The organism is Pseudomonas floridensis, assembly GCF_002087235.1.
Lineage (GTDB): Bacteria > Pseudomonadota > Gammaproteobacteria > Pseudomonadales > Pseudomonadaceae > Aquipseudomonas > Aquipseudomonas floridensis.
On record NZ_MUIO01000009.1, the window covers coordinates 15721 to 31812 of the forward strand.

Sequence of the window (16092 nt, forward strand, 5' to 3'; positions counted from 1 at the left end):
TTTTGGTCAGGCACACTTACTTTTTTGTGGCTGGCCAAATGTCTAAATTTCGACGACCTGAACAACTCGACTTACTGCCCTATATAGCGAAATGGCTTGCGCTTGCAGGTCTTGTAGCTCTTTTGGCAGGCTCTGCTTCTGCGTTATTCCTCCTTTCCTTGGATCATGCCACCCAGTGGCGAGAAACCCATCCTTTGGTGATCTGGCTCCTGCCGGTGGCTGGCTTTGCTGTGGGACTTGCATATCACTTGATAGGCAAACCCGTTGATGCCGGAAACAACCTGATCATCGATGAGATCCATGATCCTAAGAAGATCGTGCCTTTGCGCATGGTGCCGATGGTGCTGATTGGAACCGTGGTTTCCCACCTTTTTGGTGCATCTGTGGGACGTGAGGGGACGGCGGTGCAAATGGGCGGTGCCCTTGCCGATCAACTGACGCATGTCTTCCGTCTGCGCCGCGAAGACCGTCGGGTGATTCTCATGGCCGGTATCAGTGCTGGCTTTGCGTCCGTCTTCGGCACCCCTCTTGCCGGGGCTTTATTCGGACTTGAAGTATTGGCCATTGGACGTATGCGTTACGACGCGCTTTTCCCTTGCGTGGTTGCGGCAATCGTTGCTGACCAGGTGGGGCAAGCCTGGGGCGTGGTTCACACGCATTACGTCATTGGCGAAGTGGTTCCGGTGCAGCTGTGGAGCGTCATGGCTGTGGTGGCAGCTGGGATTGTCTTTGGCCTTACCGGCCTGCTATTCGCGACCGCGACCCACAAGCTCGGAGCCTTCGTTAAGCGGCTTATCACCTATTCACCATTAAGACCCTTCGCCGGCGGCCTGCTGATCGCAGTCGTAGTGTGGGCGCTCGGTAGTAACCATTACATCGACGTTGATAAGTACATCGGGCTAGGCATTCCGAGCATCGTCCAATCCTTTCAAATGCCAATGGCCCCTTGGGATTGGCTTGGAAAGATGGTGTTCACCGTTGTCTCCTTGGGCACTGGATTCAAAGGCGGTGAAGTGACACCGCTGTTTTACATCGGCGCCACCTTGGGGAATGCGCTGGCTCCCCTCTTGCACCTTCCCTTCGGCATGCTGGCTGGTATCGGCTTTGTCGCCGTCTTTGCCGGTGCAGCTAATACGCCACTGGCAACCATCGTTATGGCCATGGAGCTCTTCGGGCCCGAGATTGCTCCGCTTGCAGCCATTGCCTGTATCGCAAGTTACCTCGTATCCGGACACACCGGGATCTATCACGCCCAGCGCGTCGGCCACAGCAAGCATCACCGTCCTCTTCCGGAGGAAATCCGGCTCTCTGATATCAAGCAATTTCATGCTCAAAGTGAATCCGCCAGCGAGCGGAAAGTGACTCTTGCGGGGGAAGAGAAATGATTGAACATCACCAAGATCGCCTGACAGCTTTGCAACTCTATTTTCCTGGCGCTAGCCGGGCTCGCGTGACCAGCTTCTGGCACCACCTAAGCGCACCTGCACTAGCCCAGCACCTCCTTAAAGTTGCTCAAAAAGCAAAAATTGAGCAGGTCATGCTCAAGACGATTTCTGCAGGTTATTTGCCAGGCCATCGCATCTCCCATCATCACCCGGAGCTTGGCGATATGCGTCATCCCCAGTGTCTGGAATTGCTAGATACAGAGGACAAGCTGCGCGCATACCTGCGCGACCACGCTGACGAGTTACGCAAAGTGCGAGCAGTTCTTTTCTTATGTGAGTTACCGCTCACTGACGCGTCGTAATTCAGTTTGAAAAAAGCTCGGAAATGAAGAGGTAAGGCCGACCGAAGCGTCGGTCACTCGCGACATTAGAGGATGTAGCTATGAACGGCTTTCAACTGACTTTTTTCACCGAACAGAGTACCAACTACCAGCACCTTCCACTGGGAGAGTGGTTGGTCGAGTTCGCCAAGCGAGAGGGCGCGTTGGGTGCGACGTTGGTGAGCGGTACAGAGGGGCTAGATCATTTGGGGCATTTGCATACGGCGCATTTCCTCGGCGGTGCCGACCATCCCGTCACGGTGACTATATCCACTGATGAAATTGGGTGCGACAGGTTGCTGGAGGCATTGGCCAAGGAGTCGTTTTCACTGAGCTATATCAAATTGCCCATCGAATACGGTCGAGTGGGCCAGGCGAAAAACTAAAAAACGCACCTTGTTGGACAACCAATAAAAAGGATAAACGCCATGTACCGAGTTTATAACCTACGCCCACAGCCAGCCCCCGCTAACTGGGCTCATGACAACAGGCAGCTCCTCGTAGGACTGGTTTTCTGGTCACTTTTTCTGGCCGGCATCGCAGGTAGTCAAAAGGTCTCGAGCGAGGGGTGGTACATCGTCACCTCGCTCGAAGGCGCATTGGTCACGCTGCGTATGCCCAGTGAGAAGTCCTGCAAGGCCGACGTAGCCCAGACCTGCGTACCGGGCTACGAGCTGAGAGCACAGCAACAGTGAGCGCGATGGCGGTTGGCAATCCAAAGATGAGATCGCGAAATGGAGCTCACCGACGTCGGCTCATCAAAATCATTTTAGAGAATTGGGAGACCACATGAGCGCAGTGACGCTGAGCATCGTATTCGGGCTTGTGATGGGCAGGTTTTTCACAGGATCCGTCTATGAGTTCGCCGCGCTTTTCATCGTAAGCGTTGGAGTGTCCTTGCTGACCTTTCATCTGCTAAATCAAAGGCGCGTCAGGCTACAAGCCCAGACGGCGTATTGCTGCTCTGTAATGGTTGCTTCAAACCAAATGATGGAGCTTTTCCAGATGGCAAAAAGAGGGCAGTTCATGCCCTTGGTGGGAGAGATTCCTGAACTAATTATTGGAGGCTTCTTGGTTCCCGCAATTGCGGTGTCGGCAGTGCAGCTGTTCAGGATACTCATGGAGAGCTGACGTCCGACATAGAGGCCTCTCAACAGATTCAAATGGTTAATGACGTTCCCGAATCGTTACTTGGAGAAGATCAATGAAAACGCAAATCCAGGCCATTCATGCACGTGAAATTCTCGATTCACGCGGTAACCCTACCGTTGAAGTCGACGTCACCTTGGAGTGCGGCGCCATGGGCCGGGCTTCAGTACCGTCCGGTGCCTCTACAGGCGCTCACGAAGCAGTTGAGTTGCGTGACAAAGATACACAGCGGTACTCCGGCAAGGGAGTGTTAAAGGCCGTTAGCAATGTGAATACCGAAATACTTGAGTCTCTGAGGGGCATGAATGCGATTGACCAGGAACAAATTGATCATTTGATGATTAAGCTGGATGGAACCTCTGATAAATCCAGGCTTGGAGGAAACGCGATCTTGGGCGTGAGCCTCGCCGTTGCCAGAGCGGCGGCTTCTGCGCTGAACTTGCCCTTGTTCCAATATCTGGGCGGCGAGCAAGCAGCAAGAATGCCCGTCCCGATGTTCAATATTCTCAATGGCGGTGTTCACGCCAACTGGCAAGGCCCTGACTTTCAGGAATTCATGATTGCACCTACAGGGGCTGGCAGTTTCAAGGAAGCCTTTCGTTGGGGCGCTGAGGTGTACCACGAGCTGAAAGTAGTGCTTAAGGACGCCGGCTACTCAACTGCGGTCGGAGATGAAGGCGGCTTTGCTCCGACGCTCAAGAAAAACTCAGATGCCATTGAGCTGATCATCAAGGCAATTGAAAGAGCCGGTTACGCCCCTGGATCTCAGATCGAGATCGCTATCGATCCAGCATCCAGCGGTTTCTATGAAAACGGTCTTTACCATCTGCGTTCGGAAGGTCGTAAGGTCGATGCCCAGGAGCTGATTAGCCTCTATTCCTCTTGGGTCAACAAGTACCCGATTGCGGTACTGGAAGATGGCCTCGCGGAAGACGATTGGGCGGGCTGGAAGCTATTGAATACTGCGCTGGGTGACCGGATCGAGTTGGTTGGAGATGACCTGTTTGTCACCAACGTCGAACGGATCCAGCGAGGCATCACAGAAAACGTCGCCAATGCCGTACTGATCAAACCCAATCAAATCGGAACCCTGACTGAGACCAAGGCCGCCATCGTAATGGCCTATGGGGCAAATTGGGGGGCGATGGTTTCTCATCGTAGCGGGGAGACGGTGGACAGCTCCATCGCTGATCTGACTGTCGCGATGGGGACTGGCCATCTCAAGACAGGAGCTCCATGCCGGGGGGAGCGGGTCGAGAAATACAATCAGTTTCTGCGAATAGAAGAGCATCTTGGCAGCCGTGCGTTTTATGCAGGACATGATGCATTCGTGCGCTGACGGCCTATCGCCGGTAAACCTGTTGGACTGGTTACCGTAAAAAAACGAACCACGTATAGCTGTTGGCAAAAACGTCAGTGGCATTGGCCTTTCCTAGACGCTTGGAGATATGAGCATGAGCTACACGGATATTCCAGCTGGTAACGCGATCCCCGATGACTTCTTCACCGTTATCGAGATTCCTGCAAACCACTCGCCGATCAAGTACGAGGTGGACAAGCCAAGTGGACAGATCTTCGTTGATCGCTTCCTCAGCACGCCGATGTTCTACCCGGCTAACTACGGGTTCATTCCAAATACCTTGAGCGATGACGGCGATCCTTTGGACGTCCTCGTGATTTGCCCTTACCCGGTATCACCTGGCGTTGTCATCCGCAGTCGCCCAGTAGGTGTGATGTACATGACGGACGAAGCTGGTGCGGATGCCAAGGTAATCGCAGTGCCTCATGAAAAACTCAGCTCTATGTACAGCAATGTAAAGGAATGCTCTGACCTCCCTGCGTTACTCCTCGCACAGATTCAGCACTTCTTCGAAAACTACAAAGCGTTAGAGCCGGGTAAGTGGGTGAAAATGGGCCGCTGGGGGAGCGCAGACGAAGCGCGGGAAGATATTCGTAAATCGGTAGCGGCCTATAACCTGAAGAAGGAGGCTTCCAAGTAGTGTTACTCAATCAGAAGAGCGCAGAGCAGGAAATTTCTCTGAAGGTAAGAGAAGACTTTTTGCTGCTGCCGAAAACTGCTGAATTGACGCGCTGGGTAATGGCCCAGTCCACGGGCGAAAGAACATTACCGTATTTCGATCCACTGGATGGCGGCGTCTTCGCAAGGGTATTGATCTTGTTGGAATCGCCCGCTCGAACGGTCAGTCTTCCACGGTATGTCTCAAGAGACAATCCGGGGCCTGCACAACGCAACCTGAAAGGTTTCATTGAGCAGGTTGGACTGGCACGTCACAAAACCGTCCTTTGGAATTTGTACCCTTGGTTACCAGATCTCGATAAGCCCAAGGGTCCGCTCCGCAGAGCGCAAATTGAGGAAGGTATCGAGATGCTGATCACGCTACTGACGCTTTTCCCTGATCTCGTCACTATCGTGTTTGCCGGACGTGTTGCCCAAAAAGCCATACCGCGTGTTCGGCTCGCCTTTCCTAATTTTTCATTGCTGGAAATGCCACACCCAAGTCCCCTTTCTGTTTGCACTCACCCGAATGTTAGGCAGCGCATTTTGTCCACACTGCGTCACGCCAAACAGTCGATCAAGTAGCCAAAGGCTCAGGTTTTGCTCGCCTTGCTCAGCGAGCGGATACACGGCGAGACGAACAAGTTGCCGCGATAGGCACCAGCCAGGGTTTTAGCCGCGACGATCATCCACATGACAGTCAGCATCAACACCAGCACCACGCCAAAGAAGCTAAAGAACGTGAGGTGCAGCATAGAGCCCAATTTGAGGGTTGTTACGGCGTACACTCCCAGCGGAAAGGTGAAGCCCCACCAGCCGAGGTTGAAGGGAATGCCCTCCCTGAAGTAGCGCCCGGTAATTAGCAGCGCCAATACCATCCACCACAATCCCAGCCCCCAGAACAGCACACCACCGATCAAGCCAATGCCCTCGGCTACGCCGCCGATGCTTGCCATTCCATGAGCAGCAAAGATTGCTGGAGCATCGTTGCCCAGCAGCAACATCCCCAAAGCCCCGGTACCGATCGGCCCTAAAGACAGCCAGCTTGATGCTGCCATGCTTTCATGAGGTAGTTTGTGCAGCGCCATGCGCAGTAACAGGATCACCAGTATGCTCAAGGCGACGGGCACCGAGTAGGCCCACAGCACGTAGCTGGTGATGAGCATGGTGAACTGTGCGCTCGCATCAGCGAGGTGAGGAGCCAATAGACCGCCACTGGCGGCAGCCACCTCAGCCGCAACTACTGGCAGCAGCCATACCGCTGTCATCTGATCAATGCTGTGCTGCTGGCGAGTAAACATCATATACGGGATCAGCACCCCGCAGGCCAATGCCATGGTGACATCGATCCACCACAACACTTCGGCTAAAGCGACTACCCCACCCCCCCAGCGTGGCAAACCATAAAGGAGAAAACCGTTGATGATGGTCGCCAATCCCATGGGGATAGTTCCAAAAAACATCGATACAGTGGAGTGGCCGAAGATCTGTTTGGCCTCATCGAAGAACAATACCCAACGGCTCGCGTACATCAGCGTAAACAGGCAAAACAGCACGATATTAAAAAACCACAAGGCTTCCCCTAACGCTTTGGGCCACTGCGCAACAAAGGGCAGTTGGCCCAGAGCCAGCGCCAGAATCCCGGTGCCCATCGTGGCGGCGAACCAGTTGGGTGTGAACTGCCGGATCGCTTCTCGTGGATTGGACAAAGCCGCCAGTGGATGGCTGCCGCCCATTATAGCTGCGAGTCGTGTCTCACTCATTTTCGCGCTCCCGCTTAAGTGTGCCTACAATATGACATGGTTGAAGTATAGCTTGATGGGCATAGCGGTAAAACGGATAGTATAGGTTTACATTACCTATTAAGAAGGTAGATTACTTGAAGCTAAGCCTACGCCAGCTACAAATTTTCTGCGCCGTCGCGCAGCACGGTAGCACCACCAGCGCCGCCATTTCGGTGTCACTGTCCCAATCTGCAACCAGCGCCGCACTGAACGAGTTGGAAAGCGCCTTGGATACCAGGCTGTTCGACCGTGTAGGCAAGCGTTTAGTGCTGAACGATAACGGCCATGCCTTACTGCCTCAAGCCAGAAGGATGCTTGAGAATGCACAACAGATAGAGGCCAGTTTCTTACCCGGCCATGCCGGGCTGAAGACACGCTTGCGGGTAGGATGCAGTACCACGATAGGCAATTATGTTCTGCCATTGATTCTCGGTGAGCTACGTCAATCAACACCACATTTGAGGGTCGATGTCGACATGGCCAACAGCATGGCTATCGCAAGAAGAGTCGCTGATTTCGAGATTGATATGGGCCTGATCGAGGGGCCTTGCCACCTGCCCGAACTCAGTGCCGAGCCTTGGCTTATTGATGAGTTGCTTATTGTCGCAGGCCAACGGCACCCCTTGGCACTAAAGCAGCAGGTCACACTTGATGATCTTCGTACCGCTGAATGGCTACTGCGCGAGCCAGGTTCTGGTACCCGTGAAGAAGTCGAACAATTGCTGCTGCGTCATTTGCACGATCTCGCCGAAACGCGCCAGATCGGCAGTTCAGAGGCCATCAAGCATACCCTCGCACAAGGCATCGGCATCAGTTGCCTGTCCCGCTGGGTCGTTCGGGATCTACTGGCCTCTGAAGTTCTGGTTGAACTGCCGCACGCGTTGCCTGCACTGATCCGACGTTTTTTTCTGATCCGCCACCGGGACAAATACATCTCGCCTGGGCTTGAGCGATTCTGGGAAAACTGCAGTCAATTCGTGAGCCAGGAATAGCTAGACCTATTTATAAAACAGGTAAGAGCTACCAAAACAAGTTGTTTCCGGAATTTATCAACGACGCATAAAGTCAACTCATTGCCCTGCAGCGATGAACGAGTTGTATATGCCAAGGCGCGACTGGGTGCCTTGCTTACCCTATGAGGAAACTCTGATGAATGTGATAAAGAAAACCGTCACAGCCCTGACGTTGGGTGTTGCGTTGGCCGCATCGATGAGCGCGTGGGCCGCGCAAGATCGCTGGACGTTTGACGGCGATATTCACAACAACTCGCTGGCCGTCAGCCCTGATGAAACGACGGCGGTGGTCTCTTACAGTCAGCGTCCAGATGTAGTGGTTTATGATTTGAAAACCGGTAAGGTTCGCCAGGTTCTCACCGGCTACGTCACGCCGCGAAATATTGTGTTTTCGCCAACTGGCGATGTGTTCTACCTCTCCGACAGCAGTTTGGGGGTCGTGCGCAAGATTGACACCAAGACTTTAAAAGTGATCGCAGATATTCCGTTGGGCGCAGGTGCTTTTGGTACCACACTCAGCAAGGACGGAAGCCTGCTCTACGTCAATAATGAAGCGGCCAGCACGCTGTCGGTCATTGACCTTGATCACCAGCGGCCAGTAGCTGTGGTACTTGGCTTCTCCCAACCGCGCCAGGGCATCCGAGTAAGCCCTGACGGCAAAACCGTCTATGTCACCAACTTTCTTGGGGACAAAATTACCTTGGTCGACAGCAAGACCAATACGATTGAAGGTGAGATCACTGGCTTCAACAAGTTGCGCGCCATCTCCATATCGGCGGACGGCAATACGCTGTACGCGGCTAACAGCGGCAGTAACAGCATCGCAGTTGTCGACACTCAAAAACGCGCCATCACAACCACCGTCATGGTTGGCAAAGACCCCTACGGCGCAGCCCTCACTCCAGACGGGCTGCACGTCTACTCGGGTAACCTCGGTGACAACAGCCTTTCAGTGATCGACACCAAAACGCTGAAAGTGACCACCACTGTGACCGGTTTGAAGGCACCCCGCCAAGCCATTGTCTTCACCAAAGACAAGTCGAAGGCGTATGTCCTCAATGAGGACTTGAGTATCTCCACAGTCGATCTCGCCAGCAACAAGGTGGTGTCGACGCTCAAGGCCGACTGATTGAACAGCGCAGGCCTTCATGGGGGCCTGCTGATACTCCACGACCAAGTGAATAATAATGAGTGAAAATGATGAGTCCTGGATGATGGATCGCCGTCGCTCATTGAGATGAGCTAGTGATGCTTGACCGTGAGCGTCGCTTTGCTCAATTGAGGAAGGCACAGGGTCCGGGGGGGGGGAGCCCAGCATTCCAGCAAAAAATGATATCGGGACGTTTTTTCTACGGAATCGAATTAACCTGTTTGTGGCTCGTCTACTATCTGATCGCTTGCCGTTTCAAAAGCAGGTGGGTCTTCTAAAAATTAAAAATGACCAAAGGAAATACATATGTTCAAAAAGATGATTCTCACCGTCGCTGTTGCCGCCAGCTGCATGTCGGGTTTGGCGCTCGCCGATGCGCCAGTCAAGCTTGCTGAAACGGACAAGGGAAAAGTACTCGTAGACGCGAAAGGAATGACTCTTTATACCTTCGGTAAGGACACCTCGGGCAAGTCGGTCTGCAATGGGCCATGCGCTTCAAACTGGCCACCTTTACCGGTATCCGCAGACGCGAAAGCGGGGCATGATTACTCTGTCGTCACTCGAGACGATGGCACAAAACAATGGGCATACAAAGGCATGCCACTTTACAGCTGGGTCAAAGATACCAAGCCAGGGGATACAACCGGTGACGGCGTCAACCAAGTCTGGCACGTTGCCAAGCCGTAACGTCAAATAATTAATAGGCTGGCTTACGCCACTGGCTTTGTCAGTGGCGCAAACCAGAAGAATACACACCTGATATTTTCGCCAACATACAGCCGCCGCGCCTCATAAATCTTTGATGGATCATTTCAACGAAAAATGGGGCCGAGGTACGGTACACCTTGGACGTATTCCTGTAACGCCAGCCTGAGGATTTCGTTTGGCCGGGAGTCTGTGACGATGCGCATGGTGGTTCCATCCAGCCGCCAGTGGACCGATATTCTGAGGCAACGCCAATTAGAACGGTAGGGCATCGTAAATATGCGGGCGAAGGTCTGCTTATGGCCGAAAGCTGCCGTTAATAAGCCGACCAACAGGCGTCGCTTTATTGGTTGGTGCGCATGGCTTACAACTCAAAACAAGGGTATGGTTTTGGGCGTATCAAACCGGCCCGCACAGCGCTACCTTCAGCATCTAACAAACGTACGCTGAGGAGTCGAAACAGTGGAGACTGAACGAGGTGTTGAGGAATGGAACGGTCGATGGTCGATCGTTGCCGGACGTGCTGTATGCACTGGCTGCATGGAAAGCCAAGCGCTGGAAGACAGCGAAAGCCCCTTTCTACATGCCGACACCTGTCCAGCCAGCGATGTGGAAGGTCATCATCCATGGGCAGCGTTGCACCACATCCTCGGCAGTGCGCGTGGGTGAGCTGCCGCTTAGGCCTCGATCACTTCAATTAATACTTCACTTTATAGGTGGGTGAATCCTCCGGCCGGTTCTCCCGCCGATCGTAGATCTTGGTCGTGCTGATGTTGGCATGACCCAGCCAGGCCTGGACCTTGGCGATATCGGCTTCATGCTCCAAGGCGTTGGTGGCTGCCGTTGCTCGGAGTCCATGAACCCCAAGGCCGTCGACCTCAATCCCGGCCTTTTTCGCGTAGGCCGTGACGACGGCATAGATGCCGTTTGCCGTGATACCGGCGCCGGTCAATTTACCTCGCAGCGGCATGAACAGTGGCACCTTCCGTTCGGCCAGATGATGCTCTGAGTTTTCCAGGTACTGATGAATACGCCCGGCTGCGATCGGGTGCAACGGGAGGTATCGCACCTTGCCGCCCTTGCCGTGAACCTTCAGATGCTGAATACCGCGGCGCTCCTGAATGTCGCTCACCTGCAGCAGCGCCGCTTCTTCGCGGCGTAGCCCGTGATAAAGAAGAACAGCCAATAGCGCTCGGTCGCGTTGCCCTTTGAGCGTCGTTTCATCCGGGGCTTCGAGCAGCGCTTTGGCCTGGTGATCGCCCAATGCCGGAGTCTTGCCTTCGTTGCTTTCAATCTTCGGCCGTTTTACTCCGTGCACGGGATTGCCGCCGGCGATTGCATTGCTTTCCAGGAGATGATCAAAAAGGCTGGCCAGCGCGGCCAATTTGCGCCGGATCGTCGCTCCCGCTAAGCCGCGATGTTCTAGCTGGGCACGCCAGGCCAGAACGTGCGATCGGGTCACCACACGAAACTCATCGGCCGAAGCCAAACCGACAAATCCGCAGAAGTCTTCTAAGTCATTTTGGTAGGCGCGTCGTGTGCGAGGGTTGTCGAGGTTGGCAAACCACTCGACTGCGGCCGGCACCCGGGCCAGTGTCTGAAATTCGACTGACGTCAGCCTGCGCTGATCGTTCTGGGCGGTTTTCGTCAGTTCATGCATATCTATCTCTCTGTTGGCACAGCTACGATCACTGATGGTCATCCCAGTCACCAAAGCAACGCGCTAAGCTATCGGCGTACGCAGATCGGATAAACGGCAATAATTGGTGATAACCTATTTTATCACCACTAATTAGCCAAAGGGTCTGATCAGGCGCCAAAGGTCATAAATCGACCTACTTAGGAGCTTCAGTCTTGACAGGACGGCATAAACAAAATCGTTCCTTACGATGCGCGATCAGAAAAGAATGTGTATATTCGTATATTCGAATATTCACATCTCTTAGGACTGCTCATGGATCTGTCACCGGCGACCGTCTTCAAATGTCTTGGGGACGAAACACGTACACGCATCATGCTGATGCTCACTGCCCAAGATGAGCTTTGTGTCTGTGAGCTGATTTGGGCGCTGGATGATAGTCAGCCGAAAATCTCTCGCCATTTAGCCCAACTTCGTAATTGCGGTTTGTTAGAGGACCGTCGTCAGGGACAGTGGATTTATTACCGCTTACATACCCAGTTGCCCGAATGGGTCTTGGAAGTGCTCCAGATAACACGCAGTGCTAACCAGTCCTGGATCGATCAGGACGCAAGCCGTCTTGCATCAATGGAAGGTCGTCCCGTCCGTCAGGCCGCGTGCTGCTGACTTCGCTTGAGAGTACCCATATGGTTGCTGCAATCACAATTTTTGTCCTGACACTTACGCTTGTCATCTGGCAGCCGAAGGGGTTGGGAGTTGGCTGGAGCGCCGCCGGCGGTGCAGTACTGGCTTTGCTCACTGGTGTGGTTGGCCTAAGCGACGTACCCACGGTGTGGGCCATCGTGTGGAATGCAACGGCTACTTTCATCGCCGTCATCATCATCAGCCTGTTGCTGGATGAGGCCGGATTCTTTGAGTGGGCTGCCTTGCACATGGCACGGTTGGGCCAAGGCAAAGGCATCCGGTTGTTCATCCTGATGATCCTGCTGGGCGCCGCTGTTTCGGCCCTGTTTGCAAACGATGGCGCTGCGTTGATCCTGACCCCCATCGTCATTGCCATGCTCACAGCCTTGCGCTTTAGCCCGGCGTCCACCCTGGCCTTTGTCATGGCTGCAGGTTTCATCGCGGATACCGCGAGCCTACCGATGGTGGTGTCCAACCTGGTCAATATCGTGTCAGCGGATTTCTTCCAAATCGGATTCGCTGAATATGCTTTGGTGATGCTGCCCGTGAACATGGTCAGCGTGATGGCGACCTTGTTCATGCTGTGGCTGTGCTATCGGCGCGACATACCCACCACCTACGATCCGCAGCAGCTCGATGCACCTGAGACTGTCATCCGTGACAAGGCTACCTTCGTAGCCGGCTGGTGGGTCTTGGCATTACTGCTTGTCGGCCTGTTCGCGCTGGAGCCGCTGGGGGTCCCCATCAGTGCGGTGGCAGCCAGCTGCGCACTCATCCTTCTGGTGATAGCCGGCAAAGGTCGCGTTATTTCTACCCGTACGGTTATCAAAAATGCACCGTGGCAGGTCGTGGTGTTTTCGCTAGGGATGTACCTGGTGGTCTATGGGCTGCGCAACGCAGGGCTCACGGACGCTCTCACGTCTCTGCTCAATGTCTTCGCTGAACAGGGCCTGTGGACTGCAACTATGGGTACCGGCGTGGTGGCTGCATTGCTGTCGTCTGTTATGAACAACATGCCCAGCGTGCTTCTCGGTGCCCTATCGATCCAGGCCAGTCAGGCCACAGGCGTGGTCCATCAGGCCATGGTGTACGCCAACATCATCGGCTGCGACTTGGGGCCCAAGATCACTCCGATCGGTAGCCTGGCCACGTTGCTGTGGCTCCACGTACTGGCTCAAAAAAACATCCGCATCACGTGGGGATTCTACTTCAAGGTTGGCAGCCTGCTAACCATCCCTGTTCTGCTTATTACCTTGGCCGCACTCGCCCTGTGGCTCAGCATCCAAGCCTAGGAGTAATCGATGAAAGTCCTTTTCATGTGTACCGCCAATAGCTGTCGGAGCGTGCTTTCTGAAGCGCTGTTCAACCACCTGGCCCCTGAAGGCGTCACAGCAGTGAGCTCCGGCAGCTTTCCGAGCGGACGACTCAATGCTCAGGCGGTCAGTACCCTCCAAGCGCTCGGCATCGATACGTCAGGGCTACATAGCAAGGGCTCGGAGAGCTTCCAGGACAATCCGCCTGACGTTGTGATCACCGTCTGTGACAAGGCTGGAGGCGAGCCCTGCCCCGTCTATTTTGGCCCAGCTATCAAGAGTCATTGGGGGTTGTCTGATCCCTCGGATGTCGTTGGCAGCGATGAGGAGAAGCAGGCAGCCTTTGATGCTACCGTGGCAACTATCCGGAACCGATTTACGGCCTTCTTTGCTTTGGACTTGGACGCGCTCAGTTCAACAGAGCTCAAGCATGCCTTGGACAGGGTTGGAGCATTGTAATGATCGAGCCTACATCCGAATATCCGGAAGACTTTCCCAGCCTGGACCTAACTCTGCTCGATGCGCCTACGCCTGAGAAGCTTGGCCAGGGTATGCAGCCCGACTACAAGCCTCGCATCCTGTTGCTCTATGGGTCCACCCGTGAGCGCTCGTTCAGTCGGTTGCTGACCCAAGAGGCAGCGCAACTCCTGAACCTCATGGGTGCAGAGACGGCCATCTTCGACCCTTCAGGTTTGCCGTTACCTGATGATGCACCGGTGGAACATCCAAAAGTCCAGGAGCTGCGCGACCTGGTGCTGTGGTCCGAGGGTCAGGTGTGGTGTTCGCCGGAACGGCATGGGTCAATGTCGGCCGTGTTCAAGGCGCAGATCGATTGGATCCCTTTGGCGTTGGGCGCAGTACGACCTTCGCAAGGCAAGACGTTGGCTGTGATGCAGGTATGTGGTGGATCCCAGTCCTTCAATACGGTCAATCAGCTTCGTATCCTGGGCCGCTGGATGCGTATGGTCACGATCCCGAATCAATCCTCGGTACCCAAAGCCTTCCTTGAATTTGACGAAGCCGGGCGCATGAAGCCGTCTGCCTACTACGATCGGGTAGTGGACGTGATGGAGGAACTGGTGAAATTCACGTTGTTGGTACGAGGTCGAGAGAGTTACCTGGTAGACCGCTATTCGGAACGCAAGGAAGACGCCGAGGCCCTTTCCAAACGGGTGAACCAGCGGTCTATTTAGCCTTGGGCTCACAAGCCTGTTAGCGCATTGCGCTAACAGGCCCAACGAGTAGCTACGGCGCGGGCGGATAAGTCATAGGCACCTAAATTTTGCGCCACACCAACGCAGGAATGGCTCTGATATAGATCAGCTCGCTTATCAACTAAATCAACGTTTGAGTAATGACCGCAGCTGCAGCTAGCCCTCTGATTTCTTCGGGTAAAGCCAATGCTAGAGGTAGAACGACTAATGAATTGCGTGTCGAGCTACTGAATGCAACTGATCTGGCAGTGATAGCTGGCAATTTGAATGCTCGCGCAACCAGCGCACCCACCAATGGAGCCAGGAGCATGAAGCCGATGTAGACAGGAATCACAGGTAGCAGCTTATCTATGTCTCTGACCACTGCCGAAATCTGCGAGCCAATCACTACAACTAGCACAGCAGCCATAGCCGGCACAGGCATCCAAGCCCATGCGCTATTCCAGCCGTCAACAAAGCGCGACCGCTTCGCCCCGGCAGCCGTTGCTATCGCCAAAACCAAAGGCAGGGCGATCAGCACCACAAAGGCCTCAATGAATGGGCCGATGGATATGACTACTGCAGAGTCGTCGCCCAGCATGAAGGCAAGGTACAGCGGCAGCAGCACAAGCTGGAGCAAAAGTAGCAATGGAGTGGCTGCAAGGATCAGTTTGGAATCGCCCTTCCCGATATGGGTAAACACCACCACATAATCGATACAAGGCGTCAGCAGAACCAGCAAAGCACCTACCAAAATCGCGGGATGATTGCTTAGTCCCGTCGTCAACGCCCAGACCAACAAGGGAATGGCTAGGAAATTCGCGGTCAGCAGCGCCGCCATGAAGCGCTTATTGGCGAGCCCGTCCCGGAGATCCAAGAACGGAATCTGTAAAAACATTGCGTACATCAGTACTGCTATGGCCGGCGTCACCATTGCACCTAAAGCTTGAGCCGCGTGAGGTGCGAGCAGGCCTCCAATGGCCGCGATAATGACCGCCACAAAGTAAACGGGAATCTGGTTTTTCTCTAGCTGTTCTCTGTCCACAAAATGCCCTTAATCGTGAGTGATCATTTCTCGACTGAGAAGGTTAATATCTGTAGCCACTACAGGTTCAAACAAAATCTTTGGGAGTCTGCATGCTAGGAATCGGAGCACTGTCGAAATCAACGGGTTGTCACATTGAAACGATTCGCTACTACGAAAAAATAGGCCTTCTACCCCCGGCTACGCGGTCAGCAGGGCGGCATCGAATCTATACCGAGAAGCATCGATCAAGACTCATCTTCATCCGCCAGAACCGTGAATTGGGCTTTCCCCTCGACGATATACGAGAACTCATAGCGCTCGCAGCAGATGCTGAGCGTCCGTGCGCTGATGCGTTGTCGGTCGTCAGGAAACACCTAGCGGAAGTAGAGGCGAAGGTAGCCAAGCTCCAGCAAATAAGGATCGATTTGCTCTCGATGGCAGGCAGGTGCGAGTCGACTTGCTTAGGCTCGAGCACTCCAGATTGCACGATCGTAGAGTCCCTGTTTGAACCGGCTGCTGGGACTGGTTCGGGTTGCTGCTCTTAGACAGATTAAATTTTAAGTCTATGATAAATATAGAAAAACATCTGTTTTATAACGTATTTTATCACCCTAAATTAGCTTTCGCTTGGATCGGAGGTTCTCTCGAAGCGC

Annotated in this window: 20 protein-coding genes; 17 read left to right on the plus strand and 3 right to left on the minus strand. The window is 54.0% G+C overall.

The window, feature by feature from the left end:
- The first annotated feature begins 38 nt into the window (after positions 1-38).
- The 8 genes from BZK31_RS02520 to BZK31_RS02555 all read left to right on the plus strand — a co-directional run bounded on the left by BZK31_RS02520 (position 39) and on the right by BZK31_RS02555 (position 5516).
- Entirely contained in the window at positions 39-1385 is a 1347-nt protein-coding gene (locus tag BZK31_RS02520; RefSeq protein WP_005895492.1) for a voltage-gated chloride channel family protein, read from the plus strand.
- Positions 1382-1747, plus strand: coding sequence for a hypothetical protein (locus BZK31_RS02525; protein WP_005895490.1), 366 nt, complete (start codon positions 1382-1384; stop codon positions 1745-1747). The genes BZK31_RS02520 and BZK31_RS02525 overlap by 4 nt, the downstream gene beginning before the upstream one ends.
- Positions 1748-1827: 80 nt before the next feature.
- Positions 1828-2151, plus strand: coding sequence for a DUF190 domain-containing protein (locus BZK31_RS02530; RefSeq protein WP_003425060.1), 324 nt, complete (start codon positions 1828-1830; stop codon positions 2149-2151).
- A 42-nt stretch (positions 2152-2193) separates the two neighbouring features.
- Positions 2194-2460, plus strand: a complete 267-nt coding sequence (locus BZK31_RS02535) for a hypothetical protein (protein ID WP_005895487.1) — start codon at positions 2194-2196, stop codon at positions 2458-2460.
- A 94-nt stretch (positions 2461-2554) separates the two neighbouring features.
- Complete coding sequence (locus tag BZK31_RS29655; RefSeq protein WP_003317535.1) at positions 2555-2896, plus strand: hypothetical protein; 342 nt, start codon at positions 2555-2557, stop codon at positions 2894-2896.
- Between the two features lie 73 nt (positions 2897-2969).
- On the plus strand, positions 2970-4253 hold the full coding sequence (eno, locus tag BZK31_RS02545; protein ID WP_005895484.1) for a phosphopyruvate hydratase: 1284 nt from the start codon (positions 2970-2972) through the stop codon (positions 4251-4253).
- Positions 4254-4368: 115 nt separating this feature from the next.
- Positions 4369-4914 carry an inorganic diphosphatase gene (gene ppa / locus BZK31_RS02550; protein WP_003317533.1) on the plus strand — a complete coding sequence of 182 codons (546 nt, stop codon included), beginning with the start codon at positions 4369-4371 and terminating at the stop codon, positions 4912-4914.
- On the plus strand, positions 4914-5516 hold the full coding sequence (locus BZK31_RS02555) for a uracil-DNA glycosylase (RefSeq protein ID WP_003317532.1): 603 nt from the start codon (positions 4914-4916) through the stop codon (positions 5514-5516). Before ppa ends, BZK31_RS02555 begins: the two co-directional genes overlap by 1 nt.
- 8 nt (positions 5517-5524) lie before the next feature.
- On the opposite strand, the gene BZK31_RS02560 is transcribed toward BZK31_RS02555, so the two are convergent.
- Positions 5525-6694, minus strand: a complete 1170-nt coding sequence (locus BZK31_RS02560) for a TDT family transporter (RefSeq protein WP_029571626.1) — start codon at positions 6692-6694, stop codon at positions 5525-5527.
- Between the two features lie 116 nt (positions 6695-6810).
- On the opposite strand from BZK31_RS02560, the gene BZK31_RS02565 reads away from it, so the two are divergent.
- From BZK31_RS02565 to BZK31_RS02585, 4 genes are all read left to right on the plus strand, one after another.
- Complete coding sequence (locus BZK31_RS02565) at positions 6811-7707, plus strand: LysR family transcriptional regulator (RefSeq protein ID WP_005895477.1); 897 nt, start codon at positions 6811-6813, stop codon at positions 7705-7707.
- Positions 7708-7864: 157 nt separating this feature from the next.
- Complete coding sequence (locus BZK31_RS02570) at positions 7865-8857, plus strand: beta-propeller fold lactonase family protein (RefSeq protein WP_005895475.1); 993 nt, start codon at positions 7865-7867, stop codon at positions 8855-8857.
- 327 nt (positions 8858-9184) lie between these two features.
- Positions 9185-9565: a COG4315 family predicted lipoprotein gene (locus BZK31_RS02580; RefSeq protein WP_005895472.1), complete on the plus strand. Its 381-nt coding sequence runs from the start codon at positions 9185-9187 to the stop codon at positions 9563-9565.
- A gap of 480 nt (positions 9566-10045) precedes the next feature.
- Positions 10046-10252 (plus strand): hypothetical protein, encoded by a 207-nt coding sequence (locus BZK31_RS02585; RefSeq protein WP_074996485.1) that lies wholly within the window; start codon positions 10046-10048, stop codon positions 10250-10252.
- 28 nt (positions 10253-10280) lie between these two features.
- Here BZK31_RS02585 and BZK31_RS02590 read toward each other — a convergent pair whose 3' ends face one another.
- Positions 10281-11243, minus strand: coding sequence for a tyrosine-type recombinase/integrase (locus tag BZK31_RS02590; protein ID WP_029571625.1), 963 nt, complete (start codon positions 11241-11243; stop codon positions 10281-10283).
- Between the two features lie 294 nt (positions 11244-11537).
- Between BZK31_RS02590 and BZK31_RS02595 the strand changes: the two genes are divergently transcribed.
- From BZK31_RS02595 to arsH, 4 genes are read left to right on the plus strand one after another with little or no spacing between them, the layout of a single operon-like run.
- Entirely contained in the window at positions 11538-11888 is a 351-nt protein-coding gene (locus BZK31_RS02595; protein WP_029571624.1) for a metalloregulator ArsR/SmtB family transcription factor, read from the plus strand.
- A 20-nt stretch (positions 11889-11908) separates the two neighbouring features.
- The gene (locus BZK31_RS02600) at positions 11909-13198 is read left to right on the plus strand and encodes an arsenic transporter (RefSeq protein ID WP_029571623.1); all 1290 of its coding nucleotides are present in this window, start codon (positions 11909-11911) and stop codon (positions 13196-13198) included.
- A 9-nt stretch (positions 13199-13207) separates the two neighbouring features.
- Entirely contained in the window at positions 13208-13678 is a 471-nt protein-coding gene (locus BZK31_RS02605; RefSeq protein ID WP_029571622.1) for an arsenate reductase ArsC, read from the plus strand.
- Positions 13678-14412: an arsenical resistance protein ArsH gene (gene arsH, locus BZK31_RS02610; RefSeq protein WP_029571621.1), complete on the plus strand. Its 735-nt coding sequence runs from the start codon at positions 13678-13680 to the stop codon at positions 14410-14412. Before BZK31_RS02605 ends, arsH begins: the two co-directional genes overlap by 1 nt.
- A 142-nt stretch (positions 14413-14554) precedes the next feature.
- Here the strand turns inward: arsH and BZK31_RS02615 are convergent, their stop codons facing one another.
- Positions 14555-15457 carry an arsenic resistance protein gene (locus tag BZK31_RS02615; protein WP_083181162.1) on the minus strand — a complete coding sequence of 301 codons (903 nt, stop codon included), beginning with the start codon at positions 15455-15457 and terminating at the stop codon, positions 14555-14557.
- Between the two features lie 92 nt (positions 15458-15549).
- Between BZK31_RS02615 and BZK31_RS02620 the strand changes: the two genes are divergently transcribed.
- Positions 15550-15984 carry a MerR family transcriptional regulator gene (locus tag BZK31_RS02620; RefSeq protein WP_080288487.1) on the plus strand — a complete coding sequence of 145 codons (435 nt, stop codon included), beginning with the start codon at positions 15550-15552 and terminating at the stop codon, positions 15982-15984.
- Positions 15985-16092: the final 108 nt, after the last annotated feature.

What these genes read in the sequence shown, in the direction of transcription:
- BZK31_RS02520 (WP_005895492.1), top strand. Translation starts at nt 39, where the DNA reads ATGTCTAAATTTCGACGACCTGAACAACTCGACTTACTGCCCTATATA.
- BZK31_RS02525 (WP_005895490.1), top strand. Translation starts at nt 1,382, where the DNA reads ATGATTGAACATCACCAAGATCGCCTGACAGCTTTGCAACTCTATTTT.
- BZK31_RS02530 (WP_003425060.1), top strand. Translation starts at nt 1,828, where the DNA reads ATGAACGGCTTTCAACTGACTTTTTTCACCGAACAGAGTACCAACTAC.
- BZK31_RS02535 (WP_005895487.1), top strand. Translation starts at nt 2,194, where the DNA reads ATGTACCGAGTTTATAACCTACGCCCACAGCCAGCCCCCGCTAACTGG.
- BZK31_RS29655 (WP_003317535.1), top strand. Translation starts at nt 2,555, where the DNA reads ATGAGCGCAGTGACGCTGAGCATCGTATTCGGGCTTGTGATGGGCAGG.
- eno (WP_005895484.1), top strand. Translation starts at nt 2,970, where the DNA reads ATGAAAACGCAAATCCAGGCCATTCATGCACGTGAAATTCTCGATTCA.
- ppa (WP_003317533.1), top strand. Translation starts at nt 4,369, where the DNA reads ATGAGCTACACGGATATTCCAGCTGGTAACGCGATCCCCGATGACTTC.
- BZK31_RS02560 (WP_029571626.1), bottom strand. Translation starts at nt 6,694, where the DNA reads ATGAGTGAGACACGACTCGCAGCTATAATGGGCGGCAGCCATCCACTG.
- BZK31_RS02570 (WP_005895475.1), top strand. Translation starts at nt 7,865, where the DNA reads ATGAATGTGATAAAGAAAACCGTCACAGCCCTGACGTTGGGTGTTGCG.
- BZK31_RS02580 (WP_005895472.1), top strand. Translation starts at nt 9,185, where the DNA reads ATGTTCAAAAAGATGATTCTCACCGTCGCTGTTGCCGCCAGCTGCATG.
- BZK31_RS02590 (WP_029571625.1), bottom strand. Translation starts at nt 11,243, where the DNA reads ATGCATGAACTGACGAAAACCGCCCAGAACGATCAGCGCAGGCTGACG.
- BZK31_RS02595 (WP_029571624.1), top strand. Translation starts at nt 11,538, where the DNA reads ATGGATCTGTCACCGGCGACCGTCTTCAAATGTCTTGGGGACGAAACA.
- BZK31_RS02600 (WP_029571623.1), top strand. Translation starts at nt 11,909, where the DNA reads ATGGTTGCTGCAATCACAATTTTTGTCCTGACACTTACGCTTGTCATC.
- BZK31_RS02605 (WP_029571622.1), top strand. Translation starts at nt 13,208, where the DNA reads ATGAAAGTCCTTTTCATGTGTACCGCCAATAGCTGTCGGAGCGTGCTT.
- arsH (WP_029571621.1), top strand. Translation starts at nt 13,678, where the DNA reads ATGATCGAGCCTACATCCGAATATCCGGAAGACTTTCCCAGCCTGGAC.
- BZK31_RS02620 (WP_080288487.1), top strand. Translation starts at nt 15,550, where the DNA reads ATGCTAGGAATCGGAGCACTGTCGAAATCAACGGGTTGTCACATTGAA.